We start from the raw sequence: 19,874 nt of genomic DNA on the forward strand, positions 1-19,874 counted from the left end.
TGAAATTTCGACAAAATTCGAGAGGTACCTGTCACCTGTACAACCACTCCACTCGAATCAATCGGGTTAGGATAAAAAGGAGAGAAGCTAGTATTACGGCTCCCCAAATGACGGCGGGGGATAGAATAAATAAGGGCAGGCTGAACAATAAGGCCACGATTAAACTTATATTGATGGATTGTTTCGGGTCTGCTCCTTTTCGGATAAGCAAGCTGCAGACAAAACTTGGAACTCCTATAAGATATAAGGGAATGTAGATAATTTCTGCACCTTTAAAACAGGATAATATAATTATGGCAATGATGAAACCTGCTAGTGAAGAACTGCCGCTTCCTGCTTCAACGCTCCCTATTAACATAGCAATAATGCAGGCTAAAAGCAGTACACCCATAGCTGCTGAAGGGTTATCCCCCTTAATGGCAGAAAGGCAGGTAAGAACCGCCAGAACCAGCGCTGACAACGGAAGGACTAAAGCATTGGATTGTCCGGGATAGTGAACACTATTAGTCAATGATAGAAGGAACAGCAATGTTAAAGGAATTGATAAAGCATAAAAGTTAACCACACCGCCCAAATATGTATTTATGAAGCTGATTTCCACTCTTCCCCAGTAAATAACAATAAGGGCAGCTATCATCTGTGCCGACAGCATCCACCAAACGGATAACCTTTTCATATCAAATCGCCATCCGGCTATGACTACAATGGCTCCCCCAATCAATATTTGGAAAGTGTTGTAAAATTCTCCTTTGACCAGTAACATGCCTATGGCAAACGGAATAAAAACTGCAATACCTTCAATCTTAGAATTATTACCTTTTCTTCTTATAATCAGGCCTAAAAGAATAGTACAGATAAAACACACTAATGCTGCCAAAGTCAGCATAAATCCCCCACCTTTAATCAGAATCGATCTGGACTGCTTCCAATTAAAATATACCACAATTTTACAAAAGGGGTGACAGGCACCTATACCACTTCTATACCAGCTTTAATTAAAACAATCATAGAGGAGTTGTTTTACATTTAAACACGGCAGGGAGCAAGTTACCTGTCACCCACATAAAAGCACCAATAACAAAAGGCAGTGCCGCAGCTCTGCCTTTTGTTCGTAGTACCAGGTTTAGTATTAAACGATATACTCAGCCATTTCCCCGCTCTCACCCACATACTCAATAGTACTCTTGTTCGTTTCCAGATCAATGAACAATGTGCAGTGTTTGCTGCCATTTCGCCAGGAGAGGCGAATTTCGCTGTCCGGTGAGTCGAGGACTTTGAATTCGCCGCTAAATGCTTCATAATCATTGCGGAAGCGGATGAGCTTGAGGAGCCTCTGGACAACTGGCTTTTCCAGGGATTCTTCAATTTCGCCAAGAGTGAAGTTATGGCGGTTGATTTCGCGCCCTTCGCCGGTGCGTGCTACATTTTCCACATCATTCTCACCGGCAAGCAGCCCGACATAATAGACCTGCGGGACGCCCGGCGTGAAGAATTGAATGGCTCTTGCAGCAAGATAAGCATCATCGTCGCTGTTCAGGACGGAATAGTACGAGCAGCGGATCTGGTGGACATCAAACCCGTCCTCTGCCTTATGTTCGTCAGAAAGGATCAGGCTCAGGTTGGATCCTCTTTCAAGGCAAACATCCACAATGTCTTTCGCTTCCTTTGTATCAATCAGGCCGTCAAGATCCGGCTTGACCGGGATGCCGTCATGGCAGTCGAGCATGGTGAACTGCTTGTGCGGGCGGTTCTTCAGGTAGTCAGCCAGGTTTTTGCTTGATTTGTTGATCAGGGTTTCGAGGACACGGTATGGCAGGATAAAGTCATAGATCCAGAAGCCGTGTTCCGCTAGCTTGTGCTGGATGGAATAATGGGAATGAACCTCCGGCAGAAGCTCGATGCCCAGGGAATTCGCCAGCTCCATGATCCAGTCAAGGAACTCGTAAATTTCCGGTTCGACGAAGAAGGAGCTGGTGCCCAGCTTTTTCACCACATAGCCGACCGCATCAAGGCGGACAATTTTGACGTTCTGCTCTTTGAAATTAGTGAAGAAATCGGTTAATAATTGCCTGACCTGCTCTGATTTGATATCAAGGTCAATCTGCTCAGAAGGGTCTGTTTTGCCAAAAGTGGTCCATACTGTTTCCTGTTCGCCTGTTTCTTCTATTGTGAAGGTTGAATATGGGAGCGGCCTCCGCAGGAACATTTTATCAATATCCTCTTGTACAGGCTGTCCGTCTTCCCAAAGCTTGTCAAGGGTGATGAACAGATCTGCATACTTGGACTGTCGGCCTTTTGCCAAAAAGTCCTGGAAGTACTCGGATTTCTGTGAGATATGGTTGACCATCAGATCGACAAGGACATCGAAGTTTTCGCCGATCTTCCGGATATCTTCCCATCCGCCGAATTCCGGGTCGATTTCAAGATAGGTAAGCGGGGCAAATCCCCTGTCGCCTGAGGATGGAAAAGGAGGGAGGATATGCACGCCGCCTTTGAAGATATCAGCAAATTGTTCTGCCAGGACTTTATTGAGCGTTTTCAGATCTCCGCCGAGGGAGTCTGGATATGTGATAAGCTGTACTTGATTTTTAACTGCCATTTCTAAAACCTCCTACAGTCCGTACAATTCTTTTAGTTGTTCCAGCGGGGGCATGCTGCAGACCGCGCCAGTGAACTTTAATTTATAGGCGCTTGCTGCTGAACCCAGCTCCAGGGCTTCCTTTATTGAAAAGCCTTTTACCAGTGCCGTATAAAAACCTGACCAGAATGCATCCCCTGCACCGGTCGTGTCGATCACATCAGTTGCCAGCGGCTTGATGGGAAAAGTTACCTTGCCATTGGATACAATTGCGCCATCCTTGCCGATCGTCAGGATGACAAGCTTTGCGCCAAGATCAAGGAATTTGCGGATCTGATTTTCATGGGTGTCCTTCCCGAACAGCCGCTCCGCATCGTCCTCGGATGGCTTTACAATATCCACTTTCCCAATGATGGACTTAACGTACTCAATCCCTTCGGCGCCTTTTTTCCAAACCATGTGATGATAATTCGGATCCAGACAGACCAGGATATTCTGGCTCCGCGCCTTCTCAATGACTTTTTCAATCGTATGGCATGCCGGGGCCATGGAAAGCGGCCAGCAGGAAAAATGGACGATGTTTGAATCCAGCACAGCCTTTTCAAGCTCTTCCGTATATTGGAGCTGATAGTCTGCCCCGCGGTAAAAGATGGGATCTGGCGTCCCTTTGCTTTTTGCGACCACAACCATGCTGGTGGATGAATCCACGCGCTGAACCAGTCCCGGGTCGATCCCTGCGTTGCGAAGATGGCTGATCAGGAACGTCCCCAGCCTGTCTTCCCCTACTGCAGACGCGACCAGCGAGCGGATGCCCAGTCTTTTCACATTCATGGCGATATTGGCCGGTGATCCGCCAAAATAGTTATGATACACTGCCGGCTCATCTGCCGGGCTGTATTCTTCCGAAATCATGTCGATCAGGATTTCGCCTATGGTTAAAATATCGTTGCCTTTCGGCTGGAATTCAATTTTCTCATCTAATTTAAGCATCGTAATCCTCCATTGCTGTACTTGCTGCATCTGATATTAAGGGAAAATCTTTCTGCTCCTTTTTCAAGCGGACAGTCCAATGCTATCAGGCAGCCTGTACCGCTCTATACCATCAGGCAGCCTCCGTGACTCTACCTTCTGCAGGAGAAAAACTTTTACAAAAAATGAGTGCAAAAAGAAATCTGCTGCCCTATTCTTACTTTAGTAAATACACCCTTGTTTCATAAGGCTTTAATGTGAATTCCTTTTCCAGCTTCATTTCAGAAACATCATAGTTATTTAAAACCAGTTCACTTGAAGCGCAGCTGATTGCCGCCGGAAGCTCCATTTGTTCAGGCTGGTCATGGAAATTGCAGATTACAAGGGCCTTGTCGCTTCCCATTGTCCTGGTATAGACAAAAAGTTTCCCATGGTCAGGAAGGATAAGCTCGTACTCCCCATATACAAAGACTGGATTTTCTTTGCGGAGGGCGATCAGCTTTTTATAAAAATGGAGAATCGAATCTTCATCCTTCAGCTGGGTTTCAACATTGATGGTACGGTAGTTCGGGTTGAGGCCCAGCCACGTTTTGTTTCCTTCCGTGAAGCCGGCCATATGCGAGGCATCCCACTGCATCGGAGTCCGTGAATTGTCGCGGCCCTGTTTCCAGACGACCTCCATTATTTCATCATGCGGCACGCCTTTTGCGGCTTCCACTTTGTAATAGTTCACCATTCCAACGTCGTTATAATCTTCAATGGCAGGGAACTTCACATTGGTCATCCCGATTTCCTGGCCCTGGTAAATGAACGGCGTGCCCTTCATCAGGAAGTAAAGCGCCCCAAGCATTTTTGCGCTCTCTTTCCAGTACTGCTGGTCATTGCCCCAGGATGAAACGCGGCGCGGCTGGTCATGATTCTCGATGAATAAAGCATTCCAGCCTCTGCCTTCAAGGCCTTCCTGCCATTTGGTCAAAGCTTTTTTGAGGGCCCTGACATCCACGGTATCTTTCGTATCCTTGTCCCACAGGTCAAGGAATTCAAATTGGAAAATCATATTAAAATAGCCATTTTCCTCGCCGACCCACTTGTCAGCATCCGGAATGCCCACTCCATTCGCTTCACCAACGGTCATGACATCATAATTGCGGATCGTCTTATCAGCAAATTCTGTCAGGAAATCATCAATCCCGGGGAAATTCATCATCTTCGGAAAAGATGGGACCACATCCAGATTGTCCGGATTAGGCATATCAGGGAAACCAGGCTCTTTTTTAATATGAGAGATGGCATCGATCCTGAATCCATCAATCCCTTTTTCAAGCCACCAGTTGACCATTTCATAGAGAGCTTCCCTGACCTCCGGATTTTCCCAGTTCAGATCCGGCTGGCGTTCAGAGAATATATGCATGAAATATTGCTCTGTTTCTTCATCATATTTCCACGCCGGCCCGCTGAAGATGGATTCCCAGTTATTCGGCTCCTTGCCATCCTTGCCGTCACGCCAGATATACCAGTCCCTTTTTGGGTGATCTTTTGAAGAGCTGGACTCTAAAAACCATGGATGCTCATCACTCGTATGATTGATCACCAGGTCCAGGATCAATTTCATCCCGCGCTTATGGACTTCTTCAAGCAGAAGATTGAAATCTTCCATCGTACCGAATTCATCCATAATATCCTGGTAATCAGAAATATCGTAGCCATTATCATCATTAGGCGACTTATACATCGGGCAGATCCAGATCACATCAATTCCCAGGTCTTTAAGGTAATCAAGCTTTGTCACGATTCCTTTTAAATCCCCGATGCCATCTCCGTTGCTGTCCATAAAGCTCCGCGGGTAAATTTGATAAGCTACTGCTTCTTTCCACCATGCTTTTTTCATCTCGGTGCAGTCCTTTCGTTGTGCATGCATTTTTTCCGGCTGGTTTCTGCCTGGTTTGGGTGTGAAATCAGTGTGAATGGCGTTTTTTTGAAAAATACTTTCCGGTATTGCCGCCTGGTCACGCTGATTCAGCCCACTTTTGCAGATATTCTGCCTGGTTTTCTATTTTTTCTCCCTAAATTTGCGGGGATTCTCCCCAAAATCCGGGATAATCATTCCATCTTACATTTACTTCCAAATCAGAAACTCACTTAGCCGGACTCCAGCCTATTTAATAGACCCCTGCATCACGCCATTAATAATCGCACGCTGTCCGATCATGTACATGATCAGAATCGGGATGACGGTCAATAGAATCGCCGGGATCAGCAGTTCCCAGTTATTCATATATGTGCCGTTGAAGACTTTCATCTGGACCGGCATGGTATACACTGATTCATTGTTCAGCACAAGTGAAGGCAGCAGGTAATCATTCCAGATCCATAGCACGTTCAAAATCGAAATCGTAACTGCGATAGGCTTCAGCATCGGCAGGACGATCAGGAAGAAGATCTGCAGGGAATTGCAGCCGTCGATTCTTGCTGCTTCCTCCACTTCTATCGGGATCGATTTTATAAAGCCATGGAACATGAATACAGAAAGTGCGCTGCCGAACCCAAGGTAGAAAATGATCAATAACGGAATAGGAATCACGTCGATCAGCTGCAGTTTCGCCCCATAGATATAAATCAGCGGGATCATGAGCGACTGGAACGGGATTACCATTGATGCGACCAGCACAGTGAAAAAGAATTTATTGAATTTGGACGGCCGTCTCACCAGATGGTAAGCTGCCATGGCCGAGAAAAAGACAATGAACAGAGTGCTCAGGGTGGTAACGATGAATGAGTTCCTGAAGGTGACACCAAAGTTCATCATATTGATTACATCAGCAAAATGGGCGAAATTCCAGTTTTCCGGAAGAGCAAATGGACTGGTCAGGATTTCCCCATTGGTTTTGAATGAGTTGATGACAAGAAGCACAAAAGGAAAAATAAAGCTGACTAAAGCAATGATTGCCAGCAGGTAGAGAAGGGTGCTTGAGACAATTTTTCGCCTGGCCATTATGCTTCGACCTCCATTTTCTTGCTGGTATACACTTGAAAACCGGTTACAGCGGCTACAATCACAAACAGGATAATGGCCTCAGCCTGTCCTGTTCCATAGTTTGATTCAATAAAGGCTTTATTGACAACATGCATGGAGACCATTTTCGTGCTGCCAAAAGGGCCGCCATTTGTGAGGGCAAAATTCAAGTCATACACCATGAATGCATTTTTTAAAGAAAGAAACCCGGTCACTACGAATGAAGGAACCATTAAAGGCAACGTAACATTCAGGAGCCTTCTGAACGGGCCCGCCCCATCGATTTTGGCTGCTTCAATCAGTTCTCGCGGAACACTGATCAATCCGGCAATGAAAATGATCATCATATAGCCGGCTGTCTGCCAGATGGTTACGATGACAAGCGACCAGAAAGCCATGGTCGGATCCCCGAGCCAGCCAAGCTTGGTGCCGAGCGCGGGAAGCGACTGGACAAAGATGAACTGCCAGATATAACCGAGCACAAGGCCGCCGATCAGGTTAGGCGTAAAATAAGCGGTCCTTAATGAGTTTTGGATTTTCAGGCCGGATGTAACCAGGTACGCCAGGCCAAAGCCGAACAAGTTGACAAAAAACACGGTTGCCACGACAAACTTAAGTGTCAGCCAAAGCGATTTCCAAAATTCCGTATCTTGTACAGCTTCCAGATAATTCGCCATGCCTGCAAACACCACCGGATCAGCCGGAGTCTGCATCGTATTAAAAGTGAGGAAAAGGCCGTATCCAAATGGGACCAGTACGGTGATACAGAAAAAAAGGAAAACAGGGCCCAGGAATAAAAGCGAATTGCCGATATCACCTATTTTTTTATTTTTCTTCATGCTTCCACATCCTGTCTGTTAGGTAAAAAAAGCAGGCAGGAAAAGGTGCTCTCCGCCTGCTTTTTGTTTTCACTCTAGTCTGGATTACTCTTGGTGAGTCTTATAATAGGTTTCAAATGCTTTTGCAAGGTCTTCTCTCTTGCTTTGATTTGCAATGTATTTCTGAACCTCAGGTCCAAGGATAGTAGTCCAATCCCCTGTGTTGATGTAGTTGGTGCTGAAAGGCATTGTCTTGCCGGCAGCAAGTGCATCACTGATGGCAATGCCTAGCGGGTTGGTTACTTTGTTCGGATTGTTTTTGAATGCTGAGATGATCTGAGATTTATTAACGATGAAGTCTTGACCTGCTTCATCGTATACAAGCCAGTTCAAGAATTCTTTCGCAGCGTCCTGTTCTTCTTTTGAAGCCTTCTTGTTGACTACAAATGCTTGTGTAGGACCGGCTGCAATCTTGTTGTTCAGCGGGTTATCTGCATTGTTGTCAACAGGGACAGGCATGAATCCAAAGTTTGTGCCTTCAAGCGCCTTCAAAGAATCAAATGCCCAGTTTCCGTTGAAAAGCATCGCAGAATCGCCTTTTCCGACAGCTACGTGTGCTGCATCATAGTACTGGCCTGTTGGACGGGCGCCGAACATGTTGTAGTCCTCGGAAATCAGCATGTCCATTGTGTCATAATAGCCGTTCCACGCTTCATTCTTGTTATAATCGAATTTTCCGGCTTGCACTTCTCCCAGTGTTTCAGTTGGATCTTCGGTCTGGTTAAGGAATAATGAGCTGTAATGGTTGGAAACTGACCATGCCTCTGTTTGGTAGGCTACTGGCTGCTTCACACCTGAAGCCTTAATTTTGTCCAAAAGATCTGCCAGCTTGTCGCGTGTGTTGATTGAGAATGGATCAAAACCTTCGCCTGCTGCTTTTTCAACCACTGTCTGGTTGTAAACAAGGCCCATTCCTTCAAGTGCGAATGGGAAACCGATTACATTTCCTTCTTCGTCTTTAATAGCGTCGCTTGTTTCTTCGTTCCATTTTTCTTCTGATAAATCGATTCCTACATCTTTATATTTATGAGTGGCATCATAAGGAGAAAACATCGCCAGTGTAACCGTTTTCCCGGAAGCGGAAAGCTTATCATATACGTTCAATGCGTCTCCGACTGCGACTGATTCAACCTGTACATTGATGTCTTTATGATTGGCCATGAAATCCTTTGCGGCCTGCTTGAACTGGGCATCGATCTCACCTTTGCCGTTTGTCACAATAATGTTTACTTTCCCATCTTTTGAGCCTGTATCTCCTTCAGAAGAATTGCCTGAGCAGGCTGCTAGAGAAAAGGTTAATGCGGCTGCCATGCCCGCTGCTGCCGTCTTTTTGAACATTCCTGACTTCGAGAAATTGAACATATTTTTACTTCCCCTCTGTTTGAGAATAGTTTTAGCAGATAAGAGCTGTTAAGCGCTTCTGCATGAATTTGTGAAAAGGTTTTCCTGACTCTTACATTTACGATTATATTAAGTATTTTTTATTTTGACAAGCTTTTTTTGAAAACGTTTTCCGGCGGATGCATTCTCCGATGAAATAATGGCGTTTTCCGTTCAAATCAATCTCTTCACACTGTCCCGCAGGCTCAGCCGATAATCCACATAATGTTCCAGGTAAGATGTCCCCGGCTGTGAAATACTGTGAAGCAGAGCCTCCATCGCTTTGGACCCCATGGCTTCGAAGTCGACCCGGACCGTTGTCAGCTGCGGGCGCACAAGTGTTGCCAGTTCAATATCATCAAAACCTGCAATTGAGATATCGTCAGGAACCCTGTATCCCTGGTCTTCTGCACAATTTTTGGCACCGATGGCAATCGTGTCAGATGCGCAAAGAAGTGCGGTAGGAAGATCCCTTTTTCTAAGCAGGGCTACCATTGCCTCATATCCATCCGCGGAGGAAAAATTGCTTTCAGCGAGGAAATCCTGATTGACAGGAAGCTCCTGGCGCTCCATTTCATCAAGAAACCCTTTATAGCGTGAATAGCCCGCCGACTGATCATGCAATGGCCCGTGGATCATTCCGATTTTTTCATGGCCGCAGCGTACCAGGTATCTGACCATTTCCGTAATCGGCGTGTAATTGTCCACATCGACCCAGGAAATATTATGACCTGTTATTTTCTGCCCAACCACTATAACCGGAATTTTATTCGCTTTTATCCAATCTATATGCCGCTCGGTTGTATGGATGGCGGACAGGATAATGCCATCCACCTGCTTCTCCTTGAATATTTCGAGCGATTTCAGCTCCATTTCCGGATCCAGCCTGGTGTTGCTCAGGATGATATTATAGCCATTCCTGTTGGCCACCTCTTCAATGCCGTTGATAAGCTCGGCGGATGTATAGTTGATTTGCGGAAAAATGACCCCGATTAAATTCGTAGACTTGCTGATCAGGCCCCTTGCAAGCGCATTGGGGCGAAACTGGGTTTCACGGATTACCTTCTCGACTTTCTCCCTTATTTCATCATTAACCGGCTTACTCTTATTGATCACTCGTGAGACGGTTGCAACAGAGACACCTGCCATCTTGGCAATATCCTTTATCGTTAACTTCATTATTATTTTCATTCCTCCAGGAAAACGTTTTCTTTTCACTTTGAATCTATAATTACACAGCGTGTTTGTCAATATGAATCCATGCCCTATTTAGTGCCAGGTACCATAAAAAGACACTTTGCCATATTTGTCCACGGAGCGTACCTGGCACCACAAAAAGACACTTCCACCCCATTTGTCCACGGATGGTACCTGGCACCACAAAAAGACACTTCACCCCCTTTTGTCCACGGACGGTACCTGGCACGGAATTTTTGGTATATAATAGGCAGAAGATTACAGCTGATGCGGAAATAGGTGAATGGGATGGAGATTACATTAGGGGTGATCGGGCCTGAGGATTCGGTCCGGCATATTATGGATTCGGCGGAGTCTTTTTCGGATTTGCGGCTGGTTCCTTTTTATTATGGCAGCCTTGAGGAGATCGATGGGATCATCGGCGAGAACCAGCAAAGGATCGATCAGTGGTTTTTTTCCGGGCAGGTGCCTTATACATATGCGTTATCAAAGAAGCTGATCTGTGAGGAGAACAGCTTTTATCCTCCCCTTTACGGCGCGAGCCTGCTGGGGAAGGTGCTGGAATCTTATCTTGATAAGGAGCGGGTGATCAGAAGCATTAGTCTGGATACGATCCAGGAGGAGGAGCTGGAAACAACGAAGCGCTATTTTTCCCTGCAGAGCCTGGAGATCCATTCTTTTTCTTATCCGGATTTCCGCCCTGTTGAGGAGCTGGCGGAGTTTCATATAAAGCTTTACCGTGAGGGCAGGACGGAGGCTGCTTTTACCTGCCTGCGGGGAGTCTATGATTATCTCAAAGAAATGGATATTCCCTGCTATCGTGTGTATCCTTCCCATCTATCGATTCAATTTGCGCTTAAAATTCTGAAAGAACGCGGCCACTCATCCTGGTATCAGCGTTCGCAAATGGCGCTTCTCGGAATTGAACTCATCCACCCTGATAATGAGGGAGAATTCTTTCATTCCTATGAACGGAAGCACAAGGAGCTTGCCATGAAGAAGCTGCTCATTGAGCTTGCAGAGCATGTGAACGGGTCATATGTGCAAATTGGCGACGGCCTCTATTTTATCTACACAACGCGCGGCGAGGTTGAGATCAAGCTTGATAAAAAGGATCTTTACGATCTGATAGAAACGGTTTATGCCCAGACACAGTTCCGCCTCCGGATCGGCCTTGGCTACGGCATCACTGCACTGCAGGCGGAGGAAAATGTGCAAAAAGCGCTCAGGAGCGCCAGACAGAAGACCAAGCCGGCAATCGTTCTCGTTGATGAAAATGAGGAGCTGACAGAGTTTCAGCCGTCCGGGGATTCGGTTACCTATCATTCTAAAAAATGGAGTGATAAGGAATGGGCAGATACACTGAAAAAAGCGAATATCTCTCCTGTCGCGCTTTCGAAAATCCAGACATTGTCCAATTTTTATAAAAAAACCGAAGTAAATTCCCGCGAAGTGGCTGGCTGGCTGGAGAGTACAGAGCGGAATGCCCGGCGGATCCTTTCAGAGATGGAGACTATCGGCCTCGCTGAAAGCAAATCAGTCCAGGCGGGCCAGTCAAAGGGCAGGCCGAGAAAGGTTTATAAACTTTTATTGAATGGTAATTAATAGCAAGCCAGCAGGACCCTCTGCCGGCTTGCTTTTGATTTTGCCTTCCAAGCCTGGCCAGCCCATTTTCACACTATCATTACACATACTGTTTGTGAACTATTCTACAAAGTATCAATTTTCTAAATATTGTAGTATACTCCCCTTTAAGGAAAATAAACGGCAATTATCCGAAAACAAAAACCTTGATGATTGCCCCAACTTAATGTCTCTATAACTTTCCTAAATTAGGAAACAACCAAAATTTTACATACAGGGAGTGCTGAAATATGACCAGCGAGTTTGTCAAACATCTTACTCCGCAGCTAGTGGAATGGCGCAGGACGCTTCATAGCCTGCCGGAATTGGGCTTTATGGAATATATCACAACCTACCGGATCGGGAAGGAGCTCGAGAAGATGGGCTTTACCCTCCATATCGGGAAGGATGCCCTGCAGGAAGATGCCCGCCTCGGCGTGCCGAAAAAAGAAGACCTGGATGCACACGAAGAAAAGGCAGCTGCTTGGGGAGTCGAGCAGGAATGGCTGGAAAAATTGTCAGGCGGCAACACCGGCCTTGTGGCAACTTGGGATACAGGAAGAACTGGAGACCATATCGGGTTCCGCTTTGATATTGATGCCCTGCCGATCCTTGAATCTGCCGATGAATCCCACCTCCCATGCAAGCATGAATTCTCATCCGGTGAACCTAACGTGATGCATGCCTGCGGACATGACGGCCATGCGACGATCGGCCTCGGCACAGCAAAATATATTGCAGAACATACCGATGAACTCAAGGGGAAATTCACGCTCCTTTTCCAGCCGGCAGAAGAAGGCGGGCGCGGTGCAAGAGCGATGGTGGCCAAGGGCTGGCTCGATGATGTTGATTATTTCTACTCCGGGCATATCGGGATCCACTCCTACCCGGTCGGAACAATCGCCGCAACAACGACAGGATTCCTGGCATCAACAAAGTATAATGTTTCATTCAAGGGAGTCTCCTCCCATGCCGGCATGCATCCCGAGCTCGGCAAAAATGCTCTGCTCGCCGCAACCACTGCAGCCAATAACTTATATGCAATTCCGCGCCATTTTGACGGCGTCACCCGTGTGAACGTCGGTCGCCTGACAGCGGGAAGCGGACGCAATATCATCCCTGAAGACAGCTATATGGAGATTGAGGTCCGCGGTGAAACGCATGCTATCGGCGACTATATGGCAGACAGCGCCCTTCGGATCATCAAGGCAGCGGCCGATATGCATGATGTTTCCTGCACAATCGAGCCTGTCGGCGTCACCGAAGTGATGACCTGCGATGAAGAGCTGATTCCGAAAATCCAGGGATGGTGCGCTTCAAGCGAGCTTGTTACGGAAGTCATCCCTTCTGTCCCTGTCTCCGGCTCTGAGGATGCGAGCTTTATGATGAACAAGGTCCAGGAGCATGGCGGCAAGGCGACCTATATGCTTTTCGGCACTAAGCTTGACTTCCCGCACCATCACCCTCAGTTCGATTATGAGGAAGAAGTGCTCGCGGCAGCGGTCGATACATTCGCCAGCATCATCAAAGGCGGCTCCTCCAATGGCTGATTTGAACAGCTGGCTTGAAAAAAATCTCGCCATCCTGAATACAGTCTCTAGCATGAATCAGCCGGATGGCTTCACCCGCCTCAGCTTCACGACAGAGGAAAAAGCTGCCCATGACGCATTCAGGAAAGTGGCGGAGGAGCTCGGGCTACATACCCATCAGGATGCGGCCGGCAATCAGTGGGCCATATGGAAAACAGGCAGCAGCACACCAGCCGTTGCCGTGGGCTCTCATCTTGATACAGTTGTGAACGGCGGCGGATATGACGGTCCAGCCGGGGTGCTCAGCGCCCTGGCCGCCGTCAAAACACTGAAGGATTCGGGATTCCAGCCAGCAAGAGATATAGCAGTTGCCTGCTTTGTGTCAGAAGAATCCGCGCGCTTCGGCCTGTCGACTATCGGCAGCAAAGCCGTCTCCGGGAAACTCAACAGCCGGGAAACCGGTGGGATGACTGACCGTAGTGGTACCACTGTCCAGGAGGCTGCCGAGGAATTCGGGCTTGACTGGTCCAGGATCGAAGAAGCTGAACTGCCTGCTGAGAAGCTTGCCTGCTTTTTGGAGCTGCATATCGAGCAGGGAACCCATATTGAGGAGCATGGTGCAGAAATCGGGATTGTAAACGGCGTCGCCTGCCCGGTCCGGCTGAAGGTTCACGTTAAAGGAATGGCCGGCCATACCGGTACGACCCCAATGCATAGCCGAAAAGATGCATTCGTCGCCATCGCCCCGCTCGTCACCTTTGTGCATGAAAGGGCGTCACAGTTAAGTGCTGAAAGCATCCAGCCGCTCGTCGCGACAGTCAGCACCGTTGAATTGAAACCGAACAGCATGAACGTCATCCCCGGAGAAATCGAGATTGGCATCGATATTCGCAGCGTTGATGACAGTCTAAAACGTTCTTTTGCTGAAGAAATAAAGGAATTTTGCCAGAAGGCCGCTGCAGACAGCGGGGTGGAAATCCATGTTGAAACCCTAATCAACAACGATTCCATCATGCTTGATCCCGGCATGCAGCAGAAACTCACCGGCATATGCGGAGAGCTCGGCCTGAAAGCCTACAGCATGAACAGCGGCGCCGGGCATGATGTCATGAATATGGCAGCTAAGTGGCCGGCCGGATTGATTTTTATCCCCTGCAAGGATGGCATTTCACATCATCCAGATGAATTTGCCTCTATTGAAGACATGGCCAAAGGCGTCCGGGTAATCACAAGATTCCTGGAAAAAGAGGCTTCCTTATAACAGCCGATATTTGACTTATTTTAAAGGAGTGACCTGATGACATCCCCCGTAAAAACATATTTATCTGAAAATAGACAAACTTTCGAAAAGATAAGCGAATACATCTACCATCATCCTGAAACACGCTTTGAAGAATATGATTCTGCTGAGTTTCTCGCAGCGGAATGTGAAAAAGCCGGATTCCAGGTTGAACGGAATGCCGGCAATATTGAAACCGCCTTTGTTGCCTCCTCTGGCAGCGGCTCTCCTGTCATCGGCTTCCTCGGAGAATTTGATGCCCTTTCCGGCCTTGGGCAGGAACCTGGCAAATCCTCCCCGGAGCCTACAGGAAAAAATGCCGGCCATGGCTGCGGCCATAATCTGCTAGGCACCGGTGCCTTTGCAGCAGCCTGCGCCGCTAAGAACTATCTTGAGGAAAATAATCTGCCGGGGACGATTAAATTTTTCGGGTGTCCCGGTGAAGAAGGCGGTTCAGGCAAGACCTTCATGGTCAGGGAAGGTGTCTTTGACGGAGTGGACATTGCCCTTACCTGGCACCCGTCGCCGGCCAACAGCATCATGAGCTTATCAAGCCTAGCAAACTATCAGGTATTTTTCCGCTTCAAAGGGCTTTCCTCACACGCAGCCAACTCCCCTCATCTCGGGCGGAGTGCACTGGATGCAGTCGAGCTTATGAACGTCGGAGTCAACTATCTCCGCGAGCATGTCATCCCGGAGGCCCGCATCCATTATGCAGTCACCAATACGGGCGGCATTTCCCCGAATGTGGTACAGGCTGATGCAGAGGTCCTGTATTTGATCCGCTCGCCGATGGTCAAGCAGGTCGATGACATTTACAAGCGTGTGTGCAAAATTGCGGAAGGCGCGGCTTTGATGACCGAAACAGAGCTGACCATCGAGTTTGATAAAGCCTGCTCCAACTATATCCCGAACCGCAGCCTGGAGCGCATCCTCCATGAAAGCCTGCTTGAGGCAGGGATCGAAAAGCCGGACGAGCAGGAGGAAGCATACGCGAAACAGCTGTGGGACACGCTCTCTGAAGGCGAAAAAGAAAGCTATATTGATATTTTAAAAGGCTTCGGCTATATCGGGGATGGCAGCGAATTTGCAGGCAAATACCTGGCAGACACTATCTCGCCGTATGAACCTTCGAATGGCGTCCTTTCCGGATCAACTGATGTTTCGGATGTCAGCTGGGTCATCCCGACTGCACAATTAACAGCTTCCACCTCTGCTCTCGGCACGCCGCTGCATACCTGGCAGATGACCGCCCAGGGAATCAGCAGCTATGCCCATAAAGGGATGCTGCGGGCTGCGGAGGCGATGGCATTGACCGCCATCAGGATGCTGACGGAAAAAGAAGAGCTTGAAAAAGTACAGCAGGAGTTTGCTCTATTCAGGGACGGAAATCCCTATACATGTCCAATTCCGGAAGGTGTAATGCCTTCCAAGTTATCGGAGGGGTCCTCATGAAACTTGAAAACCAGCCTGGTACAAGTCCACAGAAGAAGGAAGGTTTTTTTCAGAAATTCTTGAACGGAATCGAAAAAATAGGCAACAAGCTGCCAGATCCGTTTATTTTATTCGTCGTACTGACGCTTCTGGTTATTGTCGCTTCAGCGATTTTTAAAGCGTTCGGTGCTACGGTTGTCCACCCCGGCACAGGGGAAGAGCTGGCCGTCAAGAGCTTAGCGTCAGGTGAAGGTCTGCAGTATATCCTCAGCTCGATGCTCGATAACTTTACGGGCTTCGCACCGCTCGGCCTCGTACTGGCCATGATGCTTGGTATCGGCTTGGCCGAGAAAGTAGGTTTGCTTGATTATGCCATCCGGAAAACCATTCTGAAGTCACCGCCGGTATTGATCACTTATACTGTCGTATTTGTCGGAATCATGGGGAACCTGGCCTCAGATGCGGCCATGGTACTGATTCCGCCGCTCGCTGCCATGGTTTTTTACAAGGTAGGCCGCAACCCGATCGCAGGTCTCGCAGCCGGGTATGCTGCAGCCGGTGCCGGTTTCACAGCCAACCTTGTCATTACCGGTACAGACACATTGCTTGCCGGGATTTCCACGGAAGCTGCAAGGATCATTGATGACAGTTTCACCGTTTCACCTGTTGATAACTATTATTTCAATATTGTTTCCGTCTTCCTTCTGACCATTGTCGGCAGTCTTGTGACAACTAAATTCATCGAGCCGCGCCTTGGCAAATATAAAGGAGATGTCGTCGAGGAAGCAGTCACAGAGGACCACCCGAAAGCAGGCAAAGGCCTGCGCAATGCCGTCATCGCCGGGGGAGTTTATTTAGCCATCATCCTAGTCACTCTCTTCCTGCCTGACAGCCCATTGCGCGGCGAAGGCGGAACCATTGTCCCGTCTCCATTCATTGACGGCATCGTTCCGATCACCCTTATTTTCTTTATTGTGATCGGGGTTGCCTACGGCCTGACAATCGGAAACATCAAATCAAGCGGAGATGTCGCTAAATACATGGCTGAATCCATGAAGGATATGGCTGGCTATATCGTCCTGATTTTCGCCATTGCCCAGTTCATCGCCTATTTCAGCTGGTCCAATATTGCGACATGGGTAGCTGTAAACGGCGCCGATTTCCTGAAGGATATAGAATTCACCGGAATCGGCCTTATCATCGGCTATATCATCTTTACCGCCATGCTGAACTTCCTGATCACATCAGGATCAGCCAAGTGGGCGCTCGAGGCTCCTGTCTTCATCCCAATGTTCATGCAGCTGGGCTACAACCCTGCATTCACCCAGGTTGCCTACAGGATCGCCGACTCGTCCACAAACATCGTCACACCATTGATGCCATACATGGTCATCACCTTATCATTCATGCAGAAGTACGATAAAAAAGCCGGGATCGGGACCTTCATCGCCCTCATGCTCCCGTACTCCATCTGCTTCCTGCTCACCTGGATCATCCTGATCCTCGTATTCTACTTCTTCGGCATTCCGTTTGGGCCGGGGATTGGGCCGATGCTGTAAAAAAGCTTACTTGGCACCAGTAAACAATTAACAGAAAAAGGCTCGCAGCCAAGCTGCGGGCCTTTTCCTCAATAATTAGAAAACCGTTGGGATTTTTTCATAGTTCTTGTTCTGCTCCCATTCGCTTATATCAAAATTGATGGTTCAGAAAGCTGCGTTTTCCTCCTTAAAAGCTAGCCCCGTGGAGATACCCTGCCACAAGGCTTCATTCTTTTTTCACTATTTCATGTTGCCCGACATAATAAAAGTCTTCCAAATCCCTGTACTCTGAGAAACTTCTTCTCCTAAAACCACCAGTTTGCCTTTGTGGTTAAAGAGGAAATATCCTTCTCCACCCATGCTGTATGTTTTTCGAAGTGTAAAAGTCTCATAGTCATAAACATAGATTCTATCGCCTATTGTTAAATAGAACTCTGTCAATTCAGGATTGAAGGCAACATCACTGAAGCCTGTTCCCAGGTCAGTGAAAAACTTCATATTCGTTTCTCTTAAACTGGTTGATCTGAATACTGTTCCAGCATGGTTAAACAGATAACGGCCATCCGGAGAAATGGTCATATAGGTATCTAAATTATAATCACCATGATAAGGAGAATCATAGCCTCCTGTGAATATACCATTTTCAACAGTGAACACTTCCATATCCCGCGGACTGGTATCTGAGTTTACCGCATATATTCTCTTTTTATCAGAGTGCATAAAGAGCTCGCTTTGCTGGCGGATTGATTTTGAAGACACTTCTATACCGGTTTCTTTATTGTAGCTTTTTAAGTATGTCCACTGGCCGGAACCTGAAGAAACATAAAAATAGTTTTTATCAGCAACAATGTCATATGGATCTACATTGATATCAAAGTATTTTTTTATCTTAAATGCTGCGGGGTCTACGATAGCTACTGCCCCTTCTTGTGCTTCCTCCCACCAATAAGAGCTGTGTTCTCCTTTTAACAGGGTGACATAAAGCTCACCATTCGCATAATAGACACTCTCAGCAGGCAAACTGAACGGCAGCCGCTTAATGGATTTTGTTTCATAATTAACAGCGATCAGCGCACCATCTTCATTTATTCCATAAACAACCGGCAATTCACTGTCATGTACAGCATCCAGGAAGATATCGGACAATGTTTGCTTTGTGCCTTGAAGAGGCTCCATATTGATTGGATCCGGACGCTCTTCTTTCACTTCATCCTCTTCCCAATCATCACCTTCCTCATAGTCTAAAACAGGCATGTCAGTAAATTTTTCGGTTCTGATTTTCTTAAAATCAGCCTTCTTATAATCTTTTAAAAACTCATTCACATAATCTGAAGAAATAGCAAAATTAATATCTTCAAATCCAAAGGAATTCAATCCAAGTACATAGCCCTTCATGTTTAAAAGAGGGCCGCCTGAGCTTCCAAAAGTAATTTGAGCAGTTGTTTGTATGGCTTTTAGGCTGCCCATTTCATCCTCAAAGATTTGCTTTCCAGACACAATTCCTTCTGAAATTGTATTTTTCAAACCAAACGGGCTGCCGATTGCTACTGCTTTTTCACCTTTAACAGCTGAACTAAAGCTCGCCAATGGCAAAGAAGGAAAACCAATTCTCTCTGCTGGCTTCAGAATCGCTAAATCAAGATAATCATCGTATTTAACTACCCCTTCCAGCTCAAATTCCTTGCCGCTTTCTGTAATGGCAACAGCCCTCGTTCCGCCGCTGATCACATGAAAGTTTGTGGCTACAAGCTGGTTGGCCACAATAAATCCGCTTCCTTGTGAAACAAGTTCATCATTTTCATCATATAACTCAATAACAACAACACTCTGCTCATTCTTTGCGATTTCTTCTGTACTTCGAACTGGTGCTTTTGCCATGTCGAACGGTTTAAAGTCCTCATTTAAAAAGCGGGACATGAACGCTGCAAAGTGTGCCCTGACCATGGTCTCATTCGGGCGGAAAGTTCCATCCGGATAGCCTGTGGTGATATTGTGCGCTGCCAAAGACTGTACAAATGGATAAATGCTTGCTGTGGCCGGCACATCTTTAAAGCTTGAATAGGAAATGCCTTTAAGCTTATAGGCGTTAACAAGAATAATCGCCATCTGGCCTCTTGTCAGCGTACCATTGGGATCAAATATCCCAGCGCTTTTACCTGAAATGATGCCCAGCTGTTTTGCTTTGGCAATCGCATCATATCCAGAACTGCCCGGGGGAACATCTTTAAAATTAGGGTTTGGCGCATCTCCCGTTTTGATGCCAAGTTCCCTAATAATCATGTGAACGGCCTGTACCCGTTTAATCGGATCCTGGGGCCCAAATTTACCGTTTGAATATCCGAGATAATTCCTCTTTCTGATAAAAATAAAATTTCATTCCTAAAGGCAGATACGTCCGGATATAAGGTGCTTCCCTCCGCCTTTTTAAGGTCAATCGACACCGGAATAGTCAACAA

14 protein-coding genes are annotated in these 19,874 nt (G+C 47.2%); 5 read left to right on the top strand and 9 right to left on the bottom strand.

The window, feature by feature from the left end; translation table 11 throughout:
• Nucleotides 1-31: 31 nt before the first annotated feature.
• The 8 genes from FZD51_RS07225 to FZD51_RS07260 form a co-directional block, all read right to left on the bottom strand.
• Complete coding sequence (locus FZD51_RS07225) at nucleotides 32-886, bottom strand: MraY family glycosyltransferase (RefSeq protein WP_148974129.1); 855 nt, start codon at nucleotides 884-886, stop codon at nucleotides 32-34.
• Between the two features lie 243 nt (nucleotides 887-1,129).
• Nucleotides 1,130-2,599, bottom strand: a complete 1,470-nt coding sequence (gene gtfA / locus FZD51_RS07230) for a sucrose phosphorylase (RefSeq protein ID WP_148974130.1) — start codon at nucleotides 2,597-2,599, stop codon at nucleotides 1,130-1,132.
• 12 nt (nucleotides 2,600-2,611) lie between these two features.
• On the bottom strand, nucleotides 2,612-3,568 hold the full coding sequence (locus FZD51_RS07235) for a carbohydrate kinase family protein (RefSeq protein ID WP_148974131.1): 957 nt from the start codon (nucleotides 3,566-3,568) through the stop codon (nucleotides 2,612-2,614).
• Between the two features lie 196 nt (nucleotides 3,569-3,764).
• Entirely contained in the window at nucleotides 3,765-5,435 is a 1,671-nt protein-coding gene (locus tag FZD51_RS07240) for a glycoside hydrolase family 13 protein (RefSeq protein WP_148974132.1), read from the bottom strand.
• Nucleotides 5,436-5,702: 267 nt separating this feature from the next.
• On the bottom strand, nucleotides 5,703-6,539 hold the full coding sequence (locus FZD51_RS07245; protein ID WP_148974133.1) for a carbohydrate ABC transporter permease: 837 nt from the start codon (nucleotides 6,537-6,539) through the stop codon (nucleotides 5,703-5,705).
• Nucleotides 6,539-7,399 carry a carbohydrate ABC transporter permease gene (locus FZD51_RS07250; protein WP_148974134.1) on the bottom strand — a complete coding sequence of 287 codons (861 nt, stop codon included), beginning with the start codon at nucleotides 7,397-7,399 and terminating at the stop codon, nucleotides 6,539-6,541. Before FZD51_RS07250 ends, FZD51_RS07245 begins: the two co-directional genes overlap by 1 nt.
• Before the next feature lie 84 nt (nucleotides 7,400-7,483).
• The gene (locus tag FZD51_RS07255) at nucleotides 7,484-8,800 is read right to left on the bottom strand and encodes an ABC transporter substrate-binding protein (protein ID WP_148974135.1); all 1,317 of its coding nucleotides are present in this window, start codon (nucleotides 8,798-8,800) and stop codon (nucleotides 7,484-7,486) included.
• Nucleotides 8,801-8,992: 192 nt separating this feature from the next.
• Entirely contained in the window at nucleotides 8,993-9,997 is a 1,005-nt protein-coding gene (locus FZD51_RS07260) for a LacI family DNA-binding transcriptional regulator (protein ID WP_187445658.1), read from the bottom strand.
• 306 nt (nucleotides 9,998-10,303) lie between these two features.
• Between FZD51_RS07260 and FZD51_RS07265 the strand changes: the two genes are divergently transcribed.
• From FZD51_RS07265 to FZD51_RS07285, 5 genes are all read left to right on the top strand, one after another.
• Nucleotides 10,304-11,620: a hypothetical protein gene (locus FZD51_RS07265; RefSeq protein WP_148974137.1), complete on the top strand. Its 1,317-nt coding sequence runs from the start codon at nucleotides 10,304-10,306 to the stop codon at nucleotides 11,618-11,620.
• 269 nt (nucleotides 11,621-11,889) lie between these two features.
• The gene (locus tag FZD51_RS07270; RefSeq protein WP_148974138.1) at nucleotides 11,890-13,188 is read left to right on the top strand and encodes an amidohydrolase; all 1,299 of its coding nucleotides are present in this window, start codon (nucleotides 11,890-11,892) and stop codon (nucleotides 13,186-13,188) included.
• A complete protein-coding gene (locus FZD51_RS07275; RefSeq protein ID WP_148974139.1) occupies nucleotides 13,181-14,428 on the top strand; it encodes a M20 family metallo-hydrolase in 1,248 nt (415 codons plus the stop codon). Before FZD51_RS07270 ends, FZD51_RS07275 begins: the two co-directional genes overlap by 8 nt.
• A 36-nt stretch (nucleotides 14,429-14,464) precedes the next feature.
• The gene (locus FZD51_RS07280) at nucleotides 14,465-15,901 is read left to right on the top strand and encodes a M20 family metallopeptidase (RefSeq protein WP_148974140.1); all 1,437 of its coding nucleotides are present in this window, start codon (nucleotides 14,465-14,467) and stop codon (nucleotides 15,899-15,901) included.
• On the top strand, nucleotides 15,898-17,439 hold the full coding sequence (locus FZD51_RS07285) for an AbgT family transporter (protein WP_148974141.1): 1,542 nt from the start codon (nucleotides 15,898-15,900) through the stop codon (nucleotides 17,437-17,439). The genes FZD51_RS07280 and FZD51_RS07285 overlap by 4 nt, the downstream gene beginning before the upstream one ends.
• A 219-nt stretch (nucleotides 17,440-17,658) precedes the next feature.
• Here the strand turns inward: FZD51_RS07285 and FZD51_RS07290 are convergent, their stop codons facing one another.
• On the bottom strand, nucleotides 17,659-19,698 hold the full coding sequence (locus FZD51_RS07290; RefSeq protein WP_148974142.1) for a trypsin-like peptidase domain-containing protein: 2,040 nt from the start codon (nucleotides 19,696-19,698) through the stop codon (nucleotides 17,659-17,661).
• Between the last annotated feature and the right edge of the window lie 176 nt (nucleotides 19,699-19,874).

The sequence above is a fragment of the Bacillus infantis genome (genome assembly GCF_008180445.1).
GTDB lineage: Bacteria > Bacillota > Bacilli > Bacillales > Cytobacillaceae > Bacillus_AB > Bacillus_AB infantis_B.

Bases quoted from the DNA above. Each gene is read 5' to 3' on its own strand.
- FZD51_RS07250 (WP_148974134.1), bottom strand. From the start codon at position 7,399: ATGAAGAAAAATAAAAAAATAGGTGATATCGGCAATTCGCTTTTATTC.
- FZD51_RS07240 (WP_148974132.1), bottom strand. From the start codon at position 5,435: ATGAAAAAAGCATGGTGGAAAGAAGCAGTAGCTTATCAAATTTACCCG.
- FZD51_RS07285 (WP_148974141.1), top strand. From the start codon at position 15,898: ATGAAACTTGAAAACCAGCCTGGTACAAGTCCACAGAAGAAGGAAGGT.
- FZD51_RS07265 (WP_148974137.1), top strand. From the start codon at position 10,304: ATGGAGATTACATTAGGGGTGATCGGGCCTGAGGATTCGGTCCGGCAT.
- gtfA (WP_148974130.1), bottom strand. From the start codon at position 2,599: ATGGCAGTTAAAAATCAAGTACAGCTTATCACATATCCAGACTCCCTC.
- FZD51_RS07245 (WP_148974133.1), bottom strand. From the start codon at position 6,539: ATGGCCAGGCGAAAAATTGTCTCAAGCACCCTTCTCTACCTGCTGGCA.
- FZD51_RS07290 (WP_148974142.1), bottom strand. From the start codon at position 19,698: ATGATTATTAGGGAACTTGGCATCAAAACGGGAGATGCGCCAAACCCT.
- FZD51_RS07255 (WP_148974135.1), bottom strand. From the start codon at position 8,800: ATGTTCAATTTCTCGAAGTCAGGAATGTTCAAAAAGACGGCAGCAGCG.
- FZD51_RS07270 (WP_148974138.1), top strand. From the start codon at position 11,890: ATGACCAGCGAGTTTGTCAAACATCTTACTCCGCAGCTAGTGGAATGG.
- FZD51_RS07235 (WP_148974131.1), bottom strand. From the start codon at position 3,568: ATGCTTAAATTAGATGAGAAAATTGAATTCCAGCCGAAAGGCAACGAT.
- FZD51_RS07275 (WP_148974139.1), top strand. From the start codon at position 13,181: ATGGCTGATTTGAACAGCTGGCTTGAAAAAAATCTCGCCATCCTGAAT.
- FZD51_RS07225 (WP_148974129.1), bottom strand. From the start codon at position 886: ATGCTGACTTTGGCAGCATTAGTGTGTTTTATCTGTACTATTCTTTTA.
- FZD51_RS07280 (WP_148974140.1), top strand. From the start codon at position 14,465: ATGACATCCCCCGTAAAAACATATTTATCTGAAAATAGACAAACTTTC.
- FZD51_RS07260 (WP_187445658.1), bottom strand. From the start codon at position 9,997: ATGAAGTTAACGATAAAGGATATTGCCAAGATGGCAGGTGTCTCTGTT.